The sequence below is a fragment of the Reyranella sp. genome (genome assembly GCF_965279465.1).
Classification (GTDB): Bacteria; Pseudomonadota; Alphaproteobacteria; order Reyranellales; family Reyranellaceae; genus Reyranella.
Genome location: NZ_OZ257242.1, coordinates 1,318,938 through 1,337,103, shown reverse-complemented (window position 1 = coordinate 1,337,103; position 18,166 = coordinate 1,318,938). Strand labels below are relative to the sequence as shown.

Below are 18,166 nucleotides of genomic sequence, written 5' to 3'. Positions count from 1 at the left end.
ATGCCGCTCTATGACCGCAACAACATCTTCGCCAGAATCCTGCGCGGAGAAGCCCCCTGCACCAAGGTCTACGAGGACGAGTTCGCGCTCGCCTTCAATGACATCCGTCCCAAGGCACGGGTCCATGTGCTGGCGATTCCCAAGGGCGAGTACGTCTCGCTGATCGATTTCTCGCAGTCAGCGCCGCCGGAAACGGTCGCGGGCTTCTGGCGCGCTGTGACCAAGGTCGCCGAGCAGTTGGGGGTCGCCGACGGCTATCGCGTTAGCTCCAACGTCGGCCCCGGCGGCGGCCAGGTCGTGTTCCACTTCCACGTTCATATATTGAGCGGCCCTCGGACATGAAGCGCCGCGCGCTGCTGACGGGTGCGGCCGCGCTTGCCGCTCCCGCGGCAGCCGCGCAGAAATATCCGATGGGCACGAAGCAGCGGCTGCTGCGCTTCCCCGGCGCGGGCGGCGTCGAGCTCCATGGGACGCTGCTGCTGCCCCTGGCCAGCGAGTTGCAGCGGGTGCCGGGCGTCGTGCTGATTGGCGGCAGCGGCCCGACCGACCGCGACGGCAACAACTCCCTGCTGCCATTGCGCATCGACCTCCTGAAGCTGATCGCCGAGCTTCTGGCGCGGAACGGCATCGCTTCGCTGCGCTACGACAAGCGCGGCGTCGCCGCTTCGGCGAAGCAGTCGCCGGCCGGGCTCGACGCGCAGGAACGCTACTACGCCTGGGACAACTATGTCGGCGACGTGATGGCCGCCCACGCCGAGCTTCTGCGACACGACGAGATCAAGCCATACGCGACCGCGCTGCTCGGTCACAGCGAAGGCGGGCTGCTTGCCCTCGCCGCCGCCGCGGCGATGGGCAAGCGCGCACCCTACGCTCTGGTGCTGGCGGGCACGCCCGGCCGGCCGCTGATCGACATCGTGCGAGCGCAGGTCTCCCGCACGGGTCCGCAATACAGCGCTGCCTCCGAGCGCATCATGAAGGCCATCCTCGACACCGGTCACGTCCCGGCCGACACGCCGGCCGAGCTTCAGCTCATCTTTCCGCCCTACGCTGGCCCGTTCTTTCGCGGCATCCTGACCTTCGATCCCGCGCAGACTGTGGCGACTCTCGATATAGCCTGCCTGCTGCTGCACGGTGGCGCCGACGCTCAGGTCGTGCCGATGGACGACATCCAGCCGCTGATCGATGCGCTGGCCAGGCGCGGCAAGCCGGGCGAGGCAATTGTCTTCCCGGCGGTGAGCCACAATCTCAAGCCGGTCACCAGCGCCATAGACCCCGGCTTCGTCGGGCCGCTGGCGCCCGCCGTGGCCGACAAGCTCGCGAGCTGGCTGCGGTTCGTGCTGGGCGCTTGATCGCGCCCTACGGTCGGCCGATCATTCCCGCCAGGAACGGAGGAAACGATGGCTGTGACCCTGCGCCCGCTGACCGACGCAGTCGGCGTCGAAGTGATCGGCGTCGATCTCAAGGCAATGACCGAGGCTGAGTTCGCCGCGGTGGAACGCGCCTGGCACCAGCATTCGGTGATCCTCCTGCGCGGCCAGCAGCTCGGCGACGACGACCTGCTGGCTTTCAGCCGGCGCTTCGGCGAGCTCGATCCGCCGCCCAACCAGGAGCGTGGCCGGATCAGCCCACCCGGCTATCCCGAGGTCTATGTCGTGTCCAACGTGCTCGACGAGAACGGCGATCCGATCGGCGCGCTCGGCGCCGGCGAGGCGGTGTGGCACACCGACATGAGCTATCTCGACGAGCCGCCCGACGCCTCGATGCTCTATGCCCTCGAGATCCCGCCCTCCGGCGGCAACACCTGGTTCTGCGGCATGCAGGCCGCCTGCGCCGCGCTGCCGGCGGACCTGCGCCGGCGCCTCGGCAACCGCCGGGTCAAGCATGACGGCACCTACAATTCCGGCGGCTACCTGCGCAAAGGCGTGACGCCGACCGACGATCCGATGATGGCGCCGGGCGCCTGGCATCCGGCGATCCTGAAGCATCCCGCCAACGGCCGGCCGACACTCTATCTCGGCCGGCGGCGCAATTCCTACATCGAAGGCCTCGCGCGCGAGGAGTCCGACACCTTGCTTGAGGACCTGTGGGCGCACTGCACCCAGCCGCAGTTCCTTTACGAGCATGTCTGGCGACTGGGCGATCTCGTGATGTGGGACAACCGCTCGACCATGCATCGCCGCGACCCGTTCGACGGCGAGGCACGGCGCATCATGCATCGCACCCAGATCAAGGGCAGCGGCGCGCCCATCGCCTTCGCCGCGTAGTACCGCCGCTTCCTCCGCGGCCACAGAACCAAGGAAACGCCATGAGACGCCAGAAGAAGTTCTATGCGTGGGGCTATGCCGACGAAGACCTGTCGGCCGACGAGATCAAGCCGTGGGAGGCGGAACTCGCGGAGCGTTACAGGGTCCCCGGGTTCGATGTGACACCGGCGCCCAAGCCGGAGGAGATCACGCTGCGCAAGCCGCGGGTCGAAGTACCCTCGGCGCTGCAGTCGATCGTGCAGACCGATCATCTGACACGACTCGAGCACTCCTATGGCAAGGCAGGCTTCGACACCTGGCGCATGTTCATGCGATCGGTGCCCAACCCGCCCGACGCCGTGGCTTTCCCTGAGAACGAGCAGGACATCGTCCGCGTGCTCGACTGGTGCGATTCCATCGGCGCCAAGGCGATTCCGTATGGCGGCGGCTCATCGGTCGTGAAAGGCATCGAGCCCCAGGCCTCGTTCGACAAGGTCGTGACGATCTCGATGCGCCACATGGACAAGATCCTGGAAGTCGACGAGGTGAGCCAGGCCGCGCGTATCCAGGGCGGCATCTATGGGCCCGCGATCGAGGACGCGCTACGCAACACGCCGCTCACCATGCGACATTACATGCAGGCCTATCGCTGCTCGACGCTCGGCGGCTGGATCGCCACGCGCTCCGGTGGGCATTACGCCACGCTCTACACCCACATCGACGATTTCGTCGAAAGCACGCGCATGATCACGCCGGCCGGCGCGCTGGAGACTCGGCGCCTGCCGGGCTCCGGCGCCGGGCCGAGCCCCGACCGCATGGTCCTCGGCTCCGAGGGGATCCTGGGCATCATCACCGAAGCCTGGGTGCGGCTGCGCATGAAGCCGACCTTTCGTTCTTCCGCTTCGGTGCGCTTCAAGGATTTCTTCACCGGCGCCGAGGCGGTGCGAGGCATCACCCAGGCCGGCCTCTACCCCGCCAATTGCCGTCTGCTCGAGGCGCGCGAGGCGCTGCCGGGCATTCCCTGGATCAATGAAGAGGCCGTGCTCGTCCTGGCCTTCGAATCGGCGGACCACCCGCTCGATGCCTGGATGAAGCGCGCGCTGGAGATCTGCGCCGACCATGGTGGCGTGGCCGACCAATCCGACCCCGACGATGCGAATGCCCATCGCTCGGGCGCGGCCGGCGCGTGGCGCAACCGCTTCATCCGGGCGCCGCATTACGGCGAGCATGCGGTGGCGCGCGGCATTCTCTCCTCGACATTCGAGACCGCGATGACCTGGGAGCGCGTGCCTGATTTCCACGCGAAGATCACGAAGATCACCAGGGACACGATCAAGCGCGTGACCGGCCGCGAAGGCACCGTCACCTGCCGCTTCACGCATGTCTACCCCGACGGGCCGTGCCTCTATTTCACCTTCGGCGGCATGCTCGACAAGGCGAAGGGGCTCGAGCAGTTCATGGAGGTGCTGTCGACCTGCACCGTCGCGACCGTCGAGCATGGCGGCACGACCACGCACCATCACGCGGTCGGACGCTTCCATCGGCCGTTTTACGACAAGCAGCGGCCCGAACTGTTCGCGAGGGCGCTGCGCGGCGCCAAGCGCGAGCTCGACCCGAAGGGCATGATGAATCCCGGTGTGCTGATCGATCCGTGAGCCCCAACGACAGTCACATCGTCCGTGCTTGCAAGACGGCGGAGGTGCTGAGCCTCGATGCCGCCGACATCATCGACTGGAAGGCCTGGCATCAGCGGGTCTGGAGGCGCCAGTGATCCCCGGAGAGATGACGTTACGCGGCTGGCGCGACATTTACCGCGGGGCGATGCCTACGCTCGATCCGGCCTGCCATGCGGTGATCGAACGATCGGCGGCTGCCGTCGCGGCGATCATCGCCAAGGGAGTGCCCGTCTACGGCATCAACACCGGCTTCGGTAAGCTCGCCAACGTCCACATCCCGCCCGCGGACCTCGCCACGCTCCAGCGCAACATCGTGCTGTCGCATTCGGCGGGCGCCGGCGCGCCGATGCCGGTTCCGGTCGCGCGGCTGATGATGGCGCTCAAGCTCGCCAGCCTGTCACAAGGCGCGTCGGGCGTGCGGCTGGAGACGGTGCGCCTGCTCGAAGCTCTGCTTGCGAGGGGACTGACGCCCATCGTGCCCTGCCAGGGCTCGGTCGGCGCGTCGGGCGATCTCGCGCCGCTGGCCCACATGTCGGCGACGATGATCGGTGTCGGTGAGATGATCGTCGACGGCAAGGTCTTGCCGGCCGCGACAGCTCTCGCCGATGCGGGCCTGCAGCCGCTGTCGCTCGGCGCAAAGGAAGGGCTGGCGCTGCTGAATGGCACACAGTTCTCGACCGCCTATGCGCTGGCGGCCCTGTTCGAGTGCGAGACGCTGTTCCAGTCGGCGCTGGTCACCGGCGCCCTGTCGACCGACGCCGCGCGCGGCTCCGACGCACCGTTCGACCCGCGAATCCACCGACTGCGGCGCCATCGCGGCCAGATCGACACGGCCGACGCGCTGCGTGGCCTGATGGCCGGCTCGGCCATTCGCGCCTCGCACCTCGTCGGCGACGAGCGGGTCCAGGACCCGTACTGCCTGCGCTGCCAGCCGCAGGTCATGGGCGCGGTGCTCGACCTGCTGCGCCAGGCGGCGGCGACGCTCGAAACCGAGGCCAACGGCGTTACCGACAATCCGCTGATCTTCCCCGAGACAGGCGAGGCGCTCTCCGGCGGCAACTTCCACGCCGAGCCTGTAGCGTTCGCCGCCGACGTGATCGCGCTTGCGATCTGCGAGATCGGCTCGCTGGCCGAGCGGCGCATTGCCATGCTGGTCGATCCCGCCCTGTCGGGCCTGCCCGCCTTCCTGACACCGAGGCCAGGCCTGAACTCTGGCTTCATGATCCCGCAGGTCACGGCGGCGGCGTTGGTGTCGGAGAACAAGCAGCGCGCCTATCCGGCCAGCGTCGATTCGATCCCGACCTCGGCCAACCAGGAAGACCATGTCTCGATGGCGGCCCACGGCGCACGCCGCTTGATGGACATGGCCGACAATATCGGAACGGTGATCGCGATCGAATTGCTCGCCGCCGCGCAAGGTTGCGACTTCCACCGCCCGCTCGCCTCCAGTCCTCCGCTCGAAGCGGTGCGCATTCTCTTGCGCCGCGAAGTGCCGCATCTCGACGAGGACCGTGCCTTGCATCCGGACCAACAGGCCGCGACCAGAATGATCCGCAGCCGCGCCGTCGTCGAAGCTGCCGGCCTCGACCGCCTCCCGACCCTTTGCGCCTGACGAGGACCCATGAGCCGCATCGACAACGACCGCCAGATCCGTGCGCCGCACGGCACGACCTTGTCGGCCAAGAGCTGGCTCACCGAGGCGCCCTTGCGCATGCTGATGAACAACCTCGACCCCGATGTCGCCGAGAAGCCGAGCGAGCTGGTGGTTTACGGCGGCGTCGGCCGTGCCGCGCGCGACTGGCAGAGCTTCGACCGCATCGTGGCCTCGCTGCGCAGCCTCGAAGACGACCAGACGCTGCTCGTGCAGTCGGGCAAGCCGGTCGGCGTTTTCCGCACACACCCCGATGCACCGCGCGTGCTGATCGCCAACTCCAATCTCGTGCCGCACTGGGCGACCCTCGAGCATTTCAACGAGCTCGACCGCAAGGGCCTGATGATGTTCGGCCAGATGACGGCGGGCTCATGGATCTATATCGGCAGCCAGGGCATCGTGCAGGGCACATACGAGACCTTCGTCGAGATGGGCCGCCAGCATTATGGCGGCAGCCTCGCCGGCCGCTGGATCCTGACCGCGGGCCTGGGCGGCATGGGCGGCGCCCAGCCCTTGGCGGCCACGATGGCCGGCGCTTCGTGTCTTGCCATCGAATGCCGGCCGAGCAGCATCGAGTTCCGCCTGCGCACCGGTTATGTCGACTGCCGGGCCAAGGACCTCGACGACGCGCTGGCGATCATCCAGCGCTCGACGGCGGACAAGAAGCCCACATCGGTCGCGCTGCTCGGCAACGCGGCCGAGATCCTGCCCGAGCTGCTGCGCCGGGGCGTAAGGCCTGATTGCGTCACTGATCAGACGTCGGCGCACGACCCCGGCAACGGCTACCTGCCGGCCGGCTGGAGCCTTGCCGATTGGGAGGATCGCCGGACCAAGACTCCGGCCGCCGTGGCGAAAGCGGCGAAGCAGTCGATGGCCGCGCATGTCCGCGCCATGCTCGAGTTCCACAAGCTCGGCGTGCCGACAGTCGATTACGGCAACAACATCCGCCAGATGGCCCTCGAGGAAGGCGTGTCCGACGCGTTCGCCTTCCCCGGCTTCGTGCCGGCCTATGTACGGCCGCTGTTCTGCCGCGGCATCGGGCCATTCCGCTGGGCCGCCCTGTCGGGCGATCCCGAGGACATCTATCGCACCGACGAGAAGGTGAAGGAGCTGCTGCCCGACAACAAGCACCTGCACAACTGGCTCGACATGGCGCGCAAGCGGATCAGGTTCCAGGGCCTGCCGGCGCGCATCTGCTGGGTCGGGCTGGGCGATCGCGACCGGCTCGGGCTGGCCTTCAACGAGATGGTGGCGAAGGGCGAGCTCAAGGCGCCGATCGTGATCGGCCGCGACCATCTCGATTCGGGCTCGGTCGCCAGCCCCAACCGGGAAACCGAGTCGATGAAGGACGGCAGCGATGCCGTGTCCGACTGGCCGATGCTCAACGCGCTGCTGAACTGCGCTTCGGGGGCGACTTGGGTGTCGCTGCATCACGGCGGCGGCGTCGGGATCGGCTACTCGCAGCATGCCGGCATGGTGGTCGTGTGCGACGGCACTCCGGAAGCAGCCAGGCGGATCGCGCGCGTGCTGTGGAACGACCCGGCGACGGGCGTGATGCGCCACGCCGATGCGGGCTACGAGACCGCGATCGAGTGCGCAAGGGAGAAGGGCCTGAGTCTTCCCAGTCTTGATCTTCCGGACCGCGAGCGTCCCCCTCGCTCATAGTCATGAGCGAGCGGGACGCTCGCGGTCCGGAAGATTACGTCGCGGCCGCAGCCAGCGACTCGGCGCGGATTTCCTCGGTGAGGCGCGCCTTGAGGGCGACGAACTCGGGCGCGGTCTTGATCGTGTAGTGGCGCGGATGCGGGAGGTCGACCGGAACCTCGCTCTTGATGCGGCCCGGCCGGCGCGTGAAGACCACGACCCGGCTCGCCATGAAGATCGCCTCCTCGATGTCGTGGGTCACGAACAGCACCGTCTTGCGCTCGCGTTCCCAGATGCCGAGCAGCAGCTCCTGCATCAGGACACGGGTCTGGTTGTCGAGCGCACCGAACGGCTCGTCGAGCAGCAGGATCTTGGGATCGTTGGCCAGCGCGCGAGCGATCGCGACCCGCTGTTGCATCCCGCCGCTGAGTTGCTTGGGAAAGTGATCCTCGAAGCCGCGCAGGCCGATCTCCGCGATGAAACGCTCGCTGATCTCGCGCTGCTGCGCCGTCGCCATCCCCTTCTGCCGGAGCCCGAAGCAGATGTTCTGGCGCACGTTGAGCCACGGGAAGAGCGTGTAGCTCTGGAACACCACGCCGCGGTCGGCGCCAGGCCCGTCGACCAGCGTGCCGTCGAGCAGGATCTTGCCCGTGGTCGGCTCCTCCAGCCCGGCGACGAGGCGCAGCAAGGTCGACTTCCCGCAGCCCGAAAGACCCAGGATGGTGATGAAGGCGTTGTCCTCGACCTCGAGGCTGACCGGCAGCAGCGCCTGGGTCGGCGCGCCGCCGTTCACGCCGGCAAAGGTCTTGCCAACGCCCTGGATCGAAAGGCGACTCACTACAGGTAGCTCCAGGCGAAGAGCTTGCGGTTGGCCTGCTTGAACAGCAGGTCGGTGGCCATGCCCACCAGCCCGATCACGACGATTCCGGAGATGATGTTCTCGGTCGCCATCAGCGCCTGGCTGTCGGTGATCATGTGGCCGATGCCCGACGAAGCACCGATCAGCTCGGCGACGATGATGTAGGTCCAGCCCAGCCCCAGCACCTGGCGCAGCGCCTCGGCGATCTCGGGCGCCGCGCCCGGCAACAGCACGTCGCGCACGGTGCCGGCCTGCGTCGAGCCCAGGGTGTAGGCCGCCTCGACCAGATCCCGCCTCGTGCCGGCGACGATCATCGTAATCATCAAGGTGAGCTGGAAGAAGCAGCCGAGAAAGATCACCGCAAGCTTCTGGCTCTCGCCGATGCCGACCCACAGGATCAGCAGCGGCACGAAGGCGGAGGCCGGCAGGTAGCGCGCGAAGGAGACGAACGGCTCGAAGAAGGCCTCGACCGGCTTCCAGGCGCCCATGGCGATGCCGAGCGGCACGGCGATCACGGCGGCGAGCAGGAAGCCGCCGACCACCCGCCAGATCGTCATGCCGACGTCGTGGCCAAAATCGAACTTCGCGAAGAGCTCCCACGCCGCCGTCAGCGTCTCCGGCGGCGAGGCGAGGAACTGCGGCGGCACGACGCCCGAGGCGGTGAGCATCCACCACACCGCCACGAACACGACGAAGAAGGCGATGCCCAGCCCGATACGTTGCCCGCGCGGAACGGGGACGAACAGGCCGGCGCGTCTCACGTCAGGAAGCCCCTACTTCAGGAAGCTCGTATCGTACAGGCTGTCGAGGTTCGAGGGCGCGGCCTTGATCACGCCGATCTCGAGCAGCAGCGCGGCGGCGTCCTTGTTGAAGGCCTGGATCTCGCCATTGAAGAACTTCTCGTTGGCGGCGCGGTCGGCCCACTTGATCTTGGCCTGCGAGGCCTCGAACTGCTCGGCCGTCTGCTTCACGTCGGCGCCCATGAGGGTGAAGGCCTTGGTCTTGTCGGCGGCGATCATGTCGAGCGCCTGGAAGTAGCTGTCGACCAGCGCCTTCACGGCCTTCGGGTTCTCCTTGATGAACTTGGGCGTGCAGCCGAACGAGTCGAACACGACGGGAAGGCTGAGAGAATCGACGATCAGCTTGCCGGACTCGGGCTTGTTGCGGACCAGGCTGAGATAAGGCTCGTAGGTCACCGCGCCATCCAGGCCGGAGTTGCCCGCCACGAAGGCGTTGGCGGCCGGCGCAGGCTCGAGCGTGACCAGCTTGATGTCGCTCAACTTCATGCCGGCCTTCTTCAGCGCCCACGACAGGAAGAAGTGCGGGCTGGTGCCGGGGGCAGAGGCCGCGACCGTCTTGCCCTTGAGGTCCTCGACCTTCTCGATGCCGGGCTTGGCGACCAGGCCGTCCGAGCCCATGCCCTGGTCCATCTTGAAGAGCTGGGTGGTGGCGACGCCGTTGGCGTTCCACACGATCCAGGTTTCCACCGTGGTCGCGGCGCACTGGATGTCCCCCGAAGCGATCGCGAGGTGGCGGTCCTTCTGCGGAATCTTCTTGATCGACACGTCGAGGCCGTTCTTGGCGTAGATGCCGGCTTCCTTGGCCAGGGTCAGCGGCGCGAAGCCGGTCCAGCCGGAGATGCCGATATTGACCTTGGTGTCCTGCGCAAACGCGGACGTCGCACCGAACGCGGCCGCCGCAAGGGCGGACAAGGCGAGAAGGGATTTCATCGGAGGCTCCTGAACTTAAGAACGATGGATGACCGGGAAGATCGGCGCGTCGAACGGCGCACCGTCCTCGAAGGCGAGTTCCCTGAACGGCGGCGAGGTCGTGCCCGAGCGCCTGGCGAAGACGGCGTCGTCACCGACCCAGCGCGCCGAGAAGACGCGGCGCGGCGTGGCCGCGGCATTGCCCGGCGCGGCGTGCAGCGTGCGGAAGTTGAAGGCGATGGCGTCGCCCGGCTGCATGTCCCAGACGGCGAGGTCGAGCGTCGGCCGGAGCGCCTCCATGTCGGGCATCTCCTCGAAATCGTCCTCGGCATAGAGCCGCGTGCCGTTGAAGCGCATCGGCCGGAACCCCTTGCCCCAGCGGTGCGAGCCGCGCACGCACTCCATCACCACGTCGCGCGACACCGGGTCGAGCGGAATCCAGAAACTCACGCTCTGCAGGCCCTCGACGCAGTAATAGGGCTGGTCGTGATGCCACGGCGTCACCGTGGTGGTGCCGGCCTGCTTGACCAGCACATGATCGTGGAAGAAGCGCGCGGTATGCGAGCGCATCAGGGCGGCAGCGATCGCCGCACCGCGCGGGTCGAGCACGAACGACCTGAACTCGGGAATGCGCTGCCAGTTGCAGAGATCCTGGAAGAACGGCGCCGAGCCGTCGGCCGGCGTCACCGTGCGTTCGAGCGGGCTGGGATCGGCCATCAGCGCGGCGATGCCGGCGCGCAGCGGCTCGACCCAGTCGGCGAAAGCGCCGCGCAGAAGAACAACGCCATCGGCTTGGTAGGCGGCGATCATCTCCTCATCGATCTCTTGCACTGGTGGCGTCATGAGCTCCTCCGGCAGCAGAATCCGTGCCAGCGGTATCTCAGCGCAGATTGCCGGTGTGGCCCAGCGAATAACGCCCCGGTTGCGGCCAGACGGTGAGGCCGTGCGGCTCGCGGCCGACCTTGACCTTGTCGACCGCACCAGATGTGGTCTCGAAGCGGTAAACTACATCGTCGAACCGGCCGCTCAGCCAGAGATACTTGCCGTCAGCGCTGACATTGCCCATGTCGGGACTGCCTCCGCCCGGGATCGGCCAGGTCTTCACCACCTTGCGTGTGGCGAAGTCGATCACCGAGACGCTGCCCTTGCCGCCCTTGGGACCGATCATCTTGTTGGTGCCGCGGTTCGCCACATAGAGCGATTTGCCGTCGCGGCTGGGATAGAGGCCGTGCGCGCCGACGCCGGTCGGGATGAAGCCGATCTGCTGAAACGAGGCGCCATCCACGACATGCACGCCGTCGGCCAGCATGTCGGCCACGAAGAACGTCGTGCCATCGGGCGAAATGCGGATGTCCTGCGGCATGCCGCGCGAGGTGCAGATCGCGCCGCCCAGCTCGGGCGCCTCCTGGACGATGACCTGCTGTGTGGTGATCAGCTGCGACTTCTTCTTCTCGAGCGCGGTGAGCTGGGCCACCACGTCGGGCCGCGCAAAGTACGGGCTGAGCGTGAGAGTACCGATCACGGTGCGCTTCACGAGGTCGATCTTGGTGACGGCGCCATCGAACTCGCAGGTAAAGAGCGCGAAGCTGCCATCGATCGAGAAGTCGGCATGGTTGATGCCGCCGCACTTGGGCGTCGCGATAGAGTACTGGAGTCGCATCGTCTGCGGATCGCGGAAGTCGAGTCGCTTGTGCTCCTCGGCCACGATGATCGCGGACTTTCCGTCGGGCGACCAATAGACGTTGTAGGGATCGTCGACCGGGATCGCGGGCCCGGCTTTGCCGGTCCACGGGTCGATCGGGCTCAGGCTGCCGTCGGTACGACCCTCGGCATTGTTGGCGACCCACAGTGTCTTGAGGTCCCACGACGGCACGACATGCTGCGGATTGCGACCGACCTTGAAGGTGTCGACGACCTGCATCGTCTCGGGATCGATCACCGAGACGGTGTTGGCGCGACGGTTGGGAACATAGACCCTCGACAGGGCGCCCTTGACGGCAGGGCTGAGCTTGCCGGCGACGGTCTCGCTGTAGAGGTTCGCAGGATCGGCGACGGCCGGCATGCCGGGGACCGTCGCGACGGCGGCGACAACGGGCCGGGTCTGAGCCGTTGCCCACCATCCGGCAACGCCAAGTCCCAGCGTCAGGGAAATGGCGGCGACGACACGGCCGATCTTCATTGGTCTAACGTTTCTCCGCCCGCGCTTTTCGAATCGCAGCGACAGTCTGCGATACGACGAGGTCTACTCCAATCTGGCCCAATGCCGCGCTCGATGGGCCGGGGTCGCCGTTCGTGCCTTCGGCCGGGCCGTGATCGCCCGCAAGATGATCGGACCGCACCAGCGAGGGATCGATCGCCAAGGTCAACGACGTGTCGGCCGTGCCGGCATGGCTGCCGATCTGGACGTCGCTCAGGCCCTTTGCGCGCAGGGCGCGCACATAGGCGACGTCGACGGCGCTGTAATAGTCCTTGATGTAGTGAGCCCGCGCGCCACTGCCCGCCCACTCCTTGTTCAGCTCGGCAGCGGCCTGTTTCAGGATCGACTGATAGCCGCCGTGATCGCCGACCAGCACGATATGGGTGAAGCCCGCCCGCCGCAGGCTGCGGCCGGTTGCCTCGAGAGTATTCTTGAATACGGCATCCGGAATCGAGATCGTCCCGGGAAAGAGCATGTGGCCCGACGGCGGCGAGATCGCGCCCTCCGGCACATAGGCCAGCACAGGCGCCACCAGCGTGTCGCCCAACGCGGCGGCAATCCGGCCGGCCAGCACGCGGGCGCGGACATTGTGCTTGCCGAGCGCGATGTGCGGTCCGCTTTGCTCGGTGCCGCCGGCCGGCACGATGATGGTGGTGGTGCCGGACTGGATGGCGGCGCGCACCTCGGTCCAGGTCAATTCCTCGAGCTGGACACTGGGCGGTGCGGCCTGGGCAGCAGCACCGAAGCACAGGACCGACAGCACGGACAGGACCGCCAAGCGCATTGCTGCCTTCTACGCCCTCGCCATGGAATTCGAAAGCGGCAAGAGATTCCGAAATTCGGGCGCCACTACGCGCGTCACCGACCACATCGACAACCGCATGATGTTGGAATCCCTCAGGGCGAAGTTCACCAGCGCCGGCGTATCAGCCAGGATGAACACCTCGGAGGCGATGTCATTGACACCGATCATTGACGTGATGCCGATCCTGGCGTCGAGATCGCGATTTGGAGCTAGCCTTCGGTCGGACCATTGCTGGATGAGAGACGGCGTCGCGTCAGGCTGCCAGAATGTTCCGCGGCTCCTGGCGGCGATAGCTCAACGCCTCTGCGATATGCAGCCGCCGCACGGGATCGGAGCCGTCGAGATCGGCGAGCGTACGCGCGACCCGCAAGGTGCGATGCCAGGCGCGGGCCGACAGGCCGAGCCGTTCGGCGGCGCGGGTCAGCAGCGCCCGGCCTTCGGCGTCGGGCTCGGCGATCGCCGCGAGGAGCTTGCCGTCGGTGTCGGCGTTGCACCGCGGCCTCGACCAGCCGCGCGCCCAGTCGGACAGCAGGCCGGCACTGGGCTCCGCTTCGACCTCCGTGAGCGTGGACCGGAGCTTCGCCAACCGTTCGCGCTGGACGGCGCGCGCCGCCGCCACGCGCGCGGCGACATCGGCGGAACTCTCGGCCGGCGGCGGCAAGGCGAGATCGGCGGCCTCGACCCGGGGGACATCGATGCAGAGATCGATACGGTCGAGCAAAGGGCCCGACAGCTTGCCCTGGTACTCGAGCCCGCAACGCGGGCCGCGGCGGCAATTCTGGCCGCAGCGGCAGGGATTCATCGCGGCCACCATCTGGAACCGCGCCGGATAGGTCACATGTGCATTGGCGCGCGCCACAGTCACTCTTCCGGTCTCCATCGGCTGCCGCAGGGCCTCGAGCGTAGTGCGGTTGAACTCGGGCAATTCATCCAGAAAAAGCACTCCATGGTGCGCGAGCGACACTTCTCCCGGCCGGGCGCGGTGACCGCCGCCGACCAGCGCCTGCAAGGTCGCCGAATGATGCGGATCGCGGAAGCTGCGGCGCAGGGAGAGCTTGCCGTCGCCGGTCTCACCGGCCAGGGAGCGCACCATCGTGGCTTCGAGCGCCTCGTCCGCTTCGAGCGGCGGCAGCAGGCCGGGCAAGCGCGCAGCCAGCATCGACTTGCCCGAGCCCGGCGGGCCAATCATCAAGAGATTGTGGCCCCCGGCCGCCGCAACCTCGAGCACGCGCTTGGCCGTCTCCTGGCCCTTGATATCGACGAGATCGGGGTACTTGGCCGTGTCGTCCGCAGCGACGGACTGCGGCCGCAGCAGGGTCTGCTGGCCGCGCAGATGATTGATCAGGGCGAGCAGCGATGGGGCGGCAACGATCTCGACATGCTCGCCGGCCCACGCCGCCTCGCCACCGCAGGCCGCCGGACAGATCACGCCGCGCTCGCTCTGCGAGGCATAGAGCGCGGCCGGCAGGACGCCGGGCACCCGCGACAGCGAGCCGTCGAGCGCCAGCTCGCCCAGCGCGACCAGGCCCGACAGGCTCTCCCTGGCGATCACACCCATCGCGGCGAGCAGCGCCAGCGCGATCGGCAGGTCGTAATGGCTGCCTTCCTTGGCAAGATCGGCCGGCGAGAGATTGACCGCGATGCGCTGCGGCGGCAGAGCCAGCCCAAGCGCCCGCAACGCCGCGCGCACCCGCTCGCGACTTTCGCCGACCGCTTTGTCCGCCAGCCCGACGATGGCGAAGGCGAGGGTGCCGGGGGCGATCATCACCTGCACATCGACCGGCACCACCTCTACGCCCTGGAATGCTACCGTCTGCACCCGTGCCTGCATGACATCTCCTGTCCCAACAAGAACAAGTATAGAACGATCTACGATAAAGTAAAACACGTGTAAGTTGTATCGACGCGCGCCGAGCCGGCTGATTGAATGCCGGCCATGTATCGTCGTTCCTTTCTGCCGCTCGTCGCGGGCGTCATGGCAGCGCCGGCAGCCTTCGCCTGGCCCGACCAGCCGGTGCGTATCGTCGTGCCTTTCACCCCGGGCACCGGTCCCGACATCGTCGCCCGCTTCGTGGCAGAAAAACTGTCGCCCAGGTTCGGCCAGCCGGTCGTCGTCGACAACGTCCCCGGCGCCTCGGGCAATATCGGCAGCCAGCAGGTCGCGCGTGCCAAGCCCGACGGACTGACCCTGATGTCCTCGGTCAACACGCTGGTCATGAACGCCAGCCTGTTCAAGAACCTGCCCTACGACCCGGTGACCGACTTCGCGCCGATCAGCCTGACCGCCTGGGGCTCGCTGGTGCTGGTCGCAAACCCCGCCCAAGCGGCAAATACGCTGGCCGAGCTGGTCACCGCCGCGAAGGCCAACCCGCGCAAGCTGACCTACGGCAGCCCTGGTGTCGGCACACCGCATCACCTGTCGATGGCATTGGTCGAGCAGGCGAGCGGCATCGAGCTGCTGCACGTACCGTACAAGGGCACGGCCGGTGCGGTTCAGGACCTGCTGGGCGGCCAGATCGGCTACATGTTCCTGCCGGTCCATGTTTCGGCCCAGTACATCCGCGGCGGCAAGCTGAAGGCGATCGCCGCCGGCAGTCCCCGACGCCAGCCGCAGCTGCCCGACGTGCCGACCTTGATCGAGGCCGGCCTGGTCGGCGCCGATGTCGACATGTGGTACGGCCTGTTCGCCCCGAAGGCCACACCCACGCCGCTGGTCGAGCGTCTCAATCGCGAGGTTTCCGACATCCTGGGCAGTGCCGACGCCAGGACCATCTTCGAGGCGCAAGGCATGGTCCCGACCACCTCGACGCCGGACGCGCTGGAAACAATCGTGGCGCGTGACCGCAAGCGCTGGGCCGAGATCGTCGCCAGCCGCGGGATCGTTGCCGAATGAGCGCCCCAACCTCCTCCCCCGATGTGCTGATCGTCGGCGGCGGCATCGGCGGCTTGACCCTGGCGCTCAGCTGCCACCAGGCCGGCATCTCGTGCCGCGTGTTCGAGGCCGCGCCCGAGATTCATCCGTTGGGTGTCGGCATCAACCTGCTGCCGCATGCCATGCGCGAGCTCTCCGAGCTGGGCCTCGCCGACAGGCTCGCCGCGCACGCCATCGAGACGCGCACGCTCGCCTACTACAGCCGCCACGGCCAGCCGATCATCAGCGACGCCCGCGGCCGCTATGCAGGCTACGACTGGCCGCAGCTCTCGATCCATCGCGCCGATCTGCACAGGGTGCTGCTCGACGCCACCCGCGAGCGGCTGGGCGAGGACGCGGTGCGGCTCGGCCACAAGGTCACGCGCCTCGACCAGAATGCCACGCGCGCCACCCTGCATTTCGACAACGGCCACTTCACGCACGGCAAGGTCGCGATCGCCTGCGACGGCATCCATTCGGCGGTGCGCCGCCAGCTGTTCCCCGACGAAGGCCCGCCGAAATACTCCGGCGTCAACATGTGGCGCGGCGCGGTGCATTGGCCGCCCTTCCTCGGCGGCGACACCATGATCTCGACCGGCTGGATGACGGTCGGCAAGACCGTGATCTATCCGGTCCGCCGCGGCGCGCCGGAGACCGGCGGGAAACCGCTGATCAACTGGGTCGCCGAGCTGGAGCGGCCCGAGGCGGTGCGCCAGGACTGGACCGGGCGCGGCCGGCTCGAGGATATGATGCCGGCCTTCGCAGGGCTGAAGTTCGATTTCCTCGACATCACCGGCATGATCGAGGCGACCGCGGAGATCCTCGAATATCCGATGGTCGACCGCGACCCGCTGGAGCGCTGGAGCTTCGGCCGGATCACACTCCTGGGTGACGCCGCGCACCCGATGTATCCGCGCGGGTCCAACGGCGCGGGCCAAGCGATCGTCGACGCGCGCTTCCTCACCGGCCGGATCAAGACGCTCGGCGCCACGCCGGCCGCGCTCACCGCCTACGAGGCGGTGCGCAATCCGGCGACGTCCAAGGTCGTCCTCACCAACCGCACCGATCCGCCCGATGCCATCTTGCGCGAGGTCTGGAACCGCTCCGGCGGGAAGCGCTTCGACCGCCTCGAGGAGCTCATTCCGATGGCCGAGCTGGAGGCGATCCTCGAGCGCTACAAGAAGATCTCCGGCTTCGATCGCGAGACGCTGCGGACGCGGCCGAGCTTCGTGTGATTGCCGCGGTCCGTTGACCATGATCATTCGCTGCCGAGCATGCTACTGTCCGGCATGGACATAAACTTCGCCCCACCGACCGAGTTCGTCGAGCTTGCCGAGAAGACCAAGGCCTTCGTCGTCGCCAAGGTCATCCCCTATGAGAAAGACCCGCGCTGGACGTCGCACGGACCGACCGACGAGCTGCGGATCGAGCTGAACAACCTCGCCCGGGAAGCCGGCGTATTCGCACCCCATGTCGCGACGGAATTCGGCGGCCGCGGCCTGAACCAGGTCGGTCGGGCGCTGGTCTTCGAGGCGGCCGGGTATTCGATGCTGGGTCCGATGGCGATCCATTGCGCCTCGCCCGACGAAGGCAACATCCATCTCCTCGACGTCGTGGCGCGGCCCGACCAGCGCGAGCATTTCCTGCGGCCTCTGGCGGAAGGCAAGGTCCGCTCCTGCTTCTGCATGACCGAGCCGGGCGGCGCGGGCTCCGATCCCGGCATGTTGCAGACCACGGCGCGGCAGGACGGCAACGAATGGGTGATCAACGGCACGAAATGGTTGATCACCGGCGCCGACAACGCCGGCTGGGCGATCATAATGGCCAAGCTCGAGGGCGGGCCGATGAGCGGTCACGCCACGCTGTTCCTCGCCGACCTGCCCAATCCGGCGATCAAGATCGAGCGCACGCTGGACACGATCGATTCGAGCTTCACCGGCGGCCATGCGGTGATGTCGTTCACCGATCTTCGCCTGCCGGCCGACGCCGTCCTCGGCGAGATCGGCAAGGGCTTCCGCTATGCCCAGGTGCGGCTCGCGCCGGCGCGGCTCAGCCACTGCATGCGCTGGCTGGGCTCGGCCAACCGGGCACAGGACATCGCCACCGACTACGCCCGCACGCGCGAGGCGTTCGGCAAGAAGCTCGGCGAGCACGAGGGCGTGTCGTTCATGCTGGCCGACAACGCCATGGATATCCACCTCGCAAGGCTCTCGATCTGGCACACCGCCTGGATGCTCGACCGCGGCGAACGGGCGTCGAACGAAAGCTCGATGTCCAAGGTGATCTGCTCCGAGGCGATCGCCCGCGTCGCCGATCGCTCGCTGCAGATCCTGGGCGGCCTCGGCATCACGCGCGACACGGTCGTCGAGCGCATCTTCCGCGACACCCGAGCCTTCCGCATCTACGACGGCCCGTCGGAGGTCCATCGCTGGGCGCTCGGTGCGCGCATCGTCTCGGGGAAGATGTAGGCC

The 18,166-nt window shown here is 67.5% G+C and carries 17 protein-coding genes; 9 read left to right on the top strand and 8 right to left on the bottom strand.

The window, feature by feature from the left end; all coding sequences use genetic code 11:
- From ACQY8M_RS06455 to hutU, 6 genes are all read left to right on the top strand, one after another.
- On the top strand, window positions 1–342 hold the full coding sequence (locus tag ACQY8M_RS06455; RefSeq protein ID WP_428670039.1) for a histidine triad nucleotide-binding protein: 342 nt from the start codon (window positions 1–3) through the stop codon (window positions 340–342).
- The gene (locus ACQY8M_RS06450; protein ID WP_428670037.1) at window positions 339–1,349 is read left to right on the top strand and encodes an alpha/beta hydrolase family protein; all 1,011 of its coding nucleotides are present in this window, start codon (window positions 339–341) and stop codon (window positions 1,347–1,349) included. Before ACQY8M_RS06455 ends, ACQY8M_RS06450 begins: the two co-directional genes overlap by 4 nt.
- A gap of 48 nt (window positions 1,350–1,397) precedes the next feature.
- Window positions 1,398–2,264: a TauD/TfdA dioxygenase family protein gene (locus ACQY8M_RS06445; RefSeq protein ID WP_428670035.1), complete on the top strand. Its 867-nt coding sequence runs from the start codon at window positions 1,398–1,400 to the stop codon at window positions 2,262–2,264.
- A gap of 41 nt (window positions 2,265–2,305) precedes the next feature.
- Entirely contained in the window at window positions 2,306–3,898 is a 1,593-nt protein-coding gene (locus tag ACQY8M_RS06440; RefSeq protein ID WP_428670033.1) for an FAD-binding oxidoreductase, read from the top strand.
- Window positions 3,899–4,025: 127 nt separating this feature from the next.
- Window positions 4,026–5,531 carry a histidine ammonia-lyase gene (hutH, locus tag ACQY8M_RS06435; RefSeq protein ID WP_428675319.1) on the top strand — a complete coding sequence of 502 codons (1,506 nt, stop codon included), beginning with the start codon at window positions 4,026–4,028 and terminating at the stop codon, window positions 5,529–5,531.
- Window positions 5,532–5,540: 9 nt separating this feature from the next.
- Window positions 5,541–7,235, top strand: a complete 1,695-nt coding sequence (gene hutU, locus ACQY8M_RS06430; RefSeq protein ID WP_428670031.1) for a urocanate hydratase — start codon at window positions 5,541–5,543, stop codon at window positions 7,233–7,235.
- A 34-nt stretch (window positions 7,236–7,269) separates the two neighbouring features.
- Here the strand turns inward: hutU and ACQY8M_RS06425 are convergent, their stop codons facing one another.
- The 8 genes from ACQY8M_RS06425 to ACQY8M_RS06390 all read right to left on the bottom strand — a co-directional run bounded on the left by ACQY8M_RS06425 (window position 7,270) and on the right by ACQY8M_RS06390 (window position 14,615).
- Window positions 7,270–8,052 carry an ABC transporter ATP-binding protein gene (locus tag ACQY8M_RS06425; protein WP_428670029.1) on the bottom strand — a complete coding sequence of 261 codons (783 nt, stop codon included), beginning with the start codon at window positions 8,050–8,052 and terminating at the stop codon, window positions 7,270–7,272.
- Entirely contained in the window at window positions 8,052–8,834 is a 783-nt protein-coding gene (locus ACQY8M_RS06420) for an ABC transporter permease (RefSeq protein WP_428670027.1), read from the bottom strand. Before ACQY8M_RS06420 ends, ACQY8M_RS06425 begins: the two co-directional genes overlap by 1 nt.
- A 12-nt stretch (window positions 8,835–8,846) precedes the next feature.
- A complete protein-coding gene (locus ACQY8M_RS06415) occupies window positions 8,847–9,803 on the bottom strand; it encodes an ABC transporter substrate-binding protein (RefSeq protein ID WP_428670025.1) in 957 nt (318 codons plus the stop codon).
- A 15-nt stretch (window positions 9,804–9,818) separates the two neighbouring features.
- Entirely contained in the window at window positions 9,819–10,625 is an 807-nt protein-coding gene (locus tag ACQY8M_RS06410; RefSeq protein WP_428670023.1) for a phytanoyl-CoA dioxygenase family protein, read from the bottom strand.
- Window positions 10,626–10,662: 37 nt separating this feature from the next.
- Window positions 10,663–11,961, bottom strand: a complete 1,299-nt coding sequence (locus tag ACQY8M_RS06405; RefSeq protein ID WP_428670021.1) for a hypothetical protein — start codon at window positions 11,959–11,961, stop codon at window positions 10,663–10,665.
- Between the two features lie 4 nt (window positions 11,962–11,965).
- A complete protein-coding gene (locus ACQY8M_RS06400) occupies window positions 11,966–12,763 on the bottom strand; it encodes a creatininase family protein (protein ID WP_428670019.1) in 798 nt (265 codons plus the stop codon).
- Window positions 12,764–12,772: 9 nt separating this feature from the next.
- Window positions 12,773–12,952 carry a hypothetical protein gene (locus ACQY8M_RS06395; protein WP_428670017.1) on the bottom strand — a complete coding sequence of 60 codons (180 nt, stop codon included), beginning with the start codon at window positions 12,950–12,952 and terminating at the stop codon, window positions 12,773–12,775.
- An 85-nt stretch (window positions 12,953–13,037) separates the two neighbouring features.
- A complete protein-coding gene (locus tag ACQY8M_RS06390) occupies window positions 13,038–14,615 on the bottom strand; it encodes a YifB family Mg chelatase-like AAA ATPase (RefSeq protein ID WP_428670015.1) in 1,578 nt (525 codons plus the stop codon).
- A 105-nt stretch (window positions 14,616–14,720) separates the two neighbouring features.
- Between ACQY8M_RS06390 and ACQY8M_RS06385 the strand changes: the two genes are divergently transcribed.
- From ACQY8M_RS06385 to ACQY8M_RS06375, 3 genes are read left to right on the top strand one after another with little or no spacing between them, the layout of a single operon-like run.
- Complete coding sequence (locus tag ACQY8M_RS06385; protein WP_428670012.1) at window positions 14,721–15,677, top strand: Bug family tripartite tricarboxylate transporter substrate binding protein; 957 nt, start codon at window positions 14,721–14,723, stop codon at window positions 15,675–15,677.
- On the top strand, window positions 15,674–16,930 hold the full coding sequence (locus ACQY8M_RS06380; protein WP_428670010.1) for a flavin-dependent oxidoreductase: 1,257 nt from the start codon (window positions 15,674–15,676) through the stop codon (window positions 16,928–16,930). The genes ACQY8M_RS06385 and ACQY8M_RS06380 overlap by 4 nt, the downstream gene beginning before the upstream one ends.
- Before the next feature lie 54 nt (window positions 16,931–16,984).
- Entirely contained in the window at window positions 16,985–18,163 is a 1,179-nt protein-coding gene (locus ACQY8M_RS06375; protein ID WP_428670008.1) for an acyl-CoA dehydrogenase family protein, read from the top strand.
- The last annotated feature ends 3 nt before the right edge of the window (window positions 18,164–18,166 follow it).

Coding starts and splice junctions, on each gene's coding strand:
- hutH (WP_428675319.1), top strand. CDS start 4,026: ATGACGTTACGCGGCTGGCGCGACATTTACCGCGGGGCGATGCCTACG.
- ACQY8M_RS06395 (WP_428670017.1), bottom strand. CDS start 12,952: ATGATCGGTGTCAATGACATCGCCTCCGAGGTGTTCATCCTGGCTGAT.
- ACQY8M_RS06445 (WP_428670035.1), top strand. CDS start 1,398: ATGGCTGTGACCCTGCGCCCGCTGACCGACGCAGTCGGCGTCGAAGTG.
- hutU (WP_428670031.1), top strand. CDS start 5,541: ATGAGCCGCATCGACAACGACCGCCAGATCCGTGCGCCGCACGGCACG.
- ACQY8M_RS06455 (WP_428670039.1), top strand. CDS start 1: ATGCCGCTCTATGACCGCAACAACATCTTCGCCAGAATCCTGCGCGGA.
- ACQY8M_RS06415 (WP_428670025.1), bottom strand. CDS start 9,803: ATGAAATCCCTTCTCGCCTTGTCCGCCCTTGCGGCGGCCGCGTTCGGT.
- ACQY8M_RS06400 (WP_428670019.1), bottom strand. CDS start 12,763: ATGCGCTTGGCGGTCCTGTCCGTGCTGTCGGTCCTGTGCTTCGGTGCT.
- ACQY8M_RS06405 (WP_428670021.1), bottom strand. CDS start 11,961: ATGAAGATCGGCCGTGTCGTCGCCGCCATTTCCCTGACGCTGGGACTT.
- ACQY8M_RS06440 (WP_428670033.1), top strand. CDS start 2,306: ATGAGACGCCAGAAGAAGTTCTATGCGTGGGGCTATGCCGACGAAGAC.
- ACQY8M_RS06450 (WP_428670037.1), top strand. CDS start 339: ATGAAGCGCCGCGCGCTGCTGACGGGTGCGGCCGCGCTTGCCGCTCCC.
- ACQY8M_RS06390 (WP_428670015.1), bottom strand. CDS start 14,615: ATGCAGGCACGGGTGCAGACGGTAGCATTCCAGGGCGTAGAGGTGGTG.
- ACQY8M_RS06385 (WP_428670012.1), top strand. CDS start 14,721: ATGTATCGTCGTTCCTTTCTGCCGCTCGTCGCGGGCGTCATGGCAGCG.
- ACQY8M_RS06375 (WP_428670008.1), top strand. CDS start 16,985: ATGGACATAAACTTCGCCCCACCGACCGAGTTCGTCGAGCTTGCCGAG.
- ACQY8M_RS06410 (WP_428670023.1), bottom strand. CDS start 10,625: ATGACGCCACCAGTGCAAGAGATCGATGAGGAGATGATCGCCGCCTAC.
- ACQY8M_RS06380 (WP_428670010.1), top strand. CDS start 15,674: ATGAGCGCCCCAACCTCCTCCCCCGATGTGCTGATCGTCGGCGGCGGC.